Raw genomic sequence first — 3,112 nt, 5'->3', positions numbered from 1 at the left:
ACTTTTAGGGCGCTGAGTGTCAAAATGCCCCCTCTCTGTTGCGGGAGGGGGCTAGGGGTTGGAGTTCTCTTGGGCTTTTTCAAGAAGTAAGTGTATTCAAATTGCTTGAATCCACTCGCGGACTTCGTATTCTGTCCAAATACCGTTTTGCCAATAGGGATCGGCTTCAATCAACTGACGTACAGTAGCTTCATCTGGTGCTTCGTAGATACCGAAAACTTTGCTCAAATCTTTGGTAGGGCCAATAGTAACCAAAACACCAGATTCTTTTTGGGCGGCGAGTCCATCTAAATGAGCTTGGCGATAAGGTGCCCGTTTTTCCAGAACATCTTCGCAATAACTTCCCCACAGCACGTACTTTGGCATGGCTCGATTTTGGATTTTGGATTTTGGATTTTAGATTTTAGATTTTGGATTGAGTATACAATCTAAAATCTAAAATTAATTAACTTCTGAGAGTGACGTTGAACTTGTCGCGTAGGGCTTCGCGAACTTTTCCGTGAACGGATTCGACATCTTCATCGGTGAGAGTGCGATCGCTCGCTCGATAAATTAAGCGAAATGCCAAACTGCGTTGTCCCGGCGGCACATTTTCACCCTTATATTCATCAAACAATTCCACCGACTCCAACAAATCCCCAGCAACTTTAGTCATTTCCCTTTCTATTTCGGCAACATACACTTGTGATGGTGCGAAGAAAGCGATATCGCGATCGGATGCGGGGAAAGAAGAATAAGGATGAAACGTGGGAATAAAGTTTTCATCCCGATCCAAATAATCCAACAACACATCCAAATCCAAATCAAAAACGTAGACTGCATCTGGCAAATCCCGTTCTTTCCGCAACTGGGGATGGAGTTGGCCAAAAGTGCCCAAACGATCGCCCTGCAACCACAAAGAAGCAGTACGTCCCGGATGCAAACGCTCATCGCGTCGGTCTGGTTGATACTCTACCTTCAAACCCAATCGCTGAAACACATTGTCCAGCACACCCTTTGCCTCATACCAACTCATCGGTTCTTCGCGACCGGAACGAGTCCACTTACCGAGAGTGGGATCGCCACCAATGATACCGGCTACCGAGTCTGCTTCCATCAATCCATCTTCTTCTTGCCAGAAGATGCGACCGATTTCAAACCCGTTCAGGGGGCCATTTTTCTGTTCGAGATTGTATTGAAAGGCATCGATCAGTCCCGATATGAGATCTTTTCGCAAAGCCGAATATTCAGAGAACATGGGATTGCGAATGATAATTTTTGTATCTGCTTCCGGTTTGACCACAGAGTAATGCACTAATTCCGTCAATCCCGCTGCCCGCAAAGCTTCTCGCAGCTTCCGAGTTAGTTGCTGGTCAACGGAAATATAGCCGGCTTCTGTCTCTGCGGGCAAATCATCGCAGAAGTTGTCGTAACCGTACAAACGGGCAATTTCTTCAATTAAATCGATTTCCCGCTCTAAATCGCGATAGCGATAGGGGGGTACGGTTACCGTCCAGACTTTCTCAGCAGCAGCGGGAGTGACTTGACAACCGAGTGCTGTCAGGATGCGTTCGATATCCGGCGCTTGCAGTTCCCCAACATCTTCTCCCAAATCGATCGGCCCTAAAATCTGGTTTACCCGTTCCAGACGCAGTTCGATCGATCGCGTCCAAGCAGACTGATTCGGTCTGGCGTCCGCTATTTCTCGAACTACAGGTAAACCGCCTGCCAATTCTGCGATCATCCCGATAGCGCGACGACAGGCAATTTCTAATTCTGCCTGATTGACGCCCCTTTCATAACGGGCCGAAGCTTCAGTCCGCAAACCTTGACTGCGCCCAGAACGGCGAATCGCCATCATATCGAATAGGGCAGCTTCCAGAAGTATATTTTGAGTGCCTTCGTGGACTTCGGTTTCTTCACCGCCCATAACCCCTGCGAGGGCGACAGGCTTATCGTTAGCTGTAATGAGGAGCGTTTGGGGTTGTAGCGTGCGCGTCTGCCCATCCAAAGTTTTGAGGGATTCACCTTGTTGAGCGAAGCGGACGCCAATCGCGAGCGAATTTTTACCTGCAACAACTTGTAAACGATCGCGATCGAAAGCGTGCAGCGGTTGACCCCATTCTAATAGTATGTAGTTAGTTATATCGACTACATTGTTAATAGGTCTCACACCAGATAATTGCAAACGTCTTTGCAGCCATTGTGGAGAAGGGCCAATTTTAACTTGTTCGATTACTGTTCCTATGTAAGCAGGACAAGCTTGAGGCTCCTCAACTTTCAGCATCAGGCCAGTGCCTTTAGCTGCGATCGACACCTCTTGAGCTTCTGGTAATTTTAGAGTTGCCCCAGCGAGCGCCGCCACCTCCCGCGCTATGCCTACCATACTCAAAGCATCAGCTCTATTAGCAGTTGCTGTGATATCTAAGATTGCATCATCCAAACCCAGCAGAGGCCGAACGTCGCTGCCCAGTTCCAGGTTATCTTCATCGTCAAAACTATGAATGCCAGAAGATTCTTTTGCCAGACCGAGCTCGGAGAGGGAGCAGATCATCCCCTCCGAGCGAACACCCCGCAGTTTCGTAGGCCGAATTTTCAGGTCGATGTTGGGCAGATAAGTGCCAGGAGTAGCTACAGCTACATACAAAGAAGCGCGGACATTGGCGGCTCCGCAGACAATATTCAGAGGTGCAGCAGCGCCGATATCGACTTCGCAAACTCTGAGCTTATCGGCGTTGGGGTGGGGTTGACAGCTCAGCACTTTTCCGACAACCACCCCATCAGCCCAAGTGCGCCGATCTTCGATATCTTCTACTTCAAACCCAGCCATTGTCAGCGTATGGGCCAACTCTTCTGGGGTCATCGTGAAATCAACCAGTTCCCGCAGCCAGTTCAGAGAGATACGCATTTGCAAGAACGCCTTTACATATGTCAGACTGACTATTTTACCAGGGGTGTAGGGTATTGGGGCATAGGGGCCTCGGCTCCTGGCAAAGAGGAACTTCAAAGGAGAAACTAGAGACAAGAGGTTAGAGACAAAGGCGTCGGGCGTCGGGGTTAGGGGCCAGGCAAAAGGGAAAAGGGAAAAGGGAGGAATTTTGACTTTTGACTTTTGACTTCCCCCACTCCCCCA

The 3,112-nt window shown here is 49.0% G+C and carries 2 protein-coding genes; both read right to left on the bottom strand.

Annotated features, from left to right (window positions below):
* Positions 1–96 precede the first annotated feature (96 nt).
* Positions 97–366: a YciI family protein gene (locus H6S82_RS26390; protein WP_190464294.1), complete on the bottom strand. Its 270-nt coding sequence runs from the start codon at positions 364–366 to the stop codon at positions 97–99.
* A 79-nt stretch (positions 367–445) separates the two neighbouring features.
* Positions 446–2,887 (bottom strand): phenylalanine--tRNA ligase subunit beta, encoded by a 2,442-nt coding sequence (gene pheT / locus H6S82_RS26385; protein WP_190464295.1) that lies wholly within the window; start codon positions 2,885–2,887, stop codon positions 446–448.
* Between the last annotated feature and the right edge of the window lie 225 nt (positions 2,888–3,112).

The sequence above is a fragment of the Planktothrix sp. FACHB-1355 genome, from assembly GCF_014748295.1.
Lineage (GTDB): Bacteria > Cyanobacteriota > Cyanobacteriia > Cyanobacteriales > Aerosakkonemataceae > Aerosakkonema > Aerosakkonema funiforme_A.
Note: the sequence above shows the minus strand (reverse complement) of the source record. Positions and strands in the feature narration are given on the sequence as shown.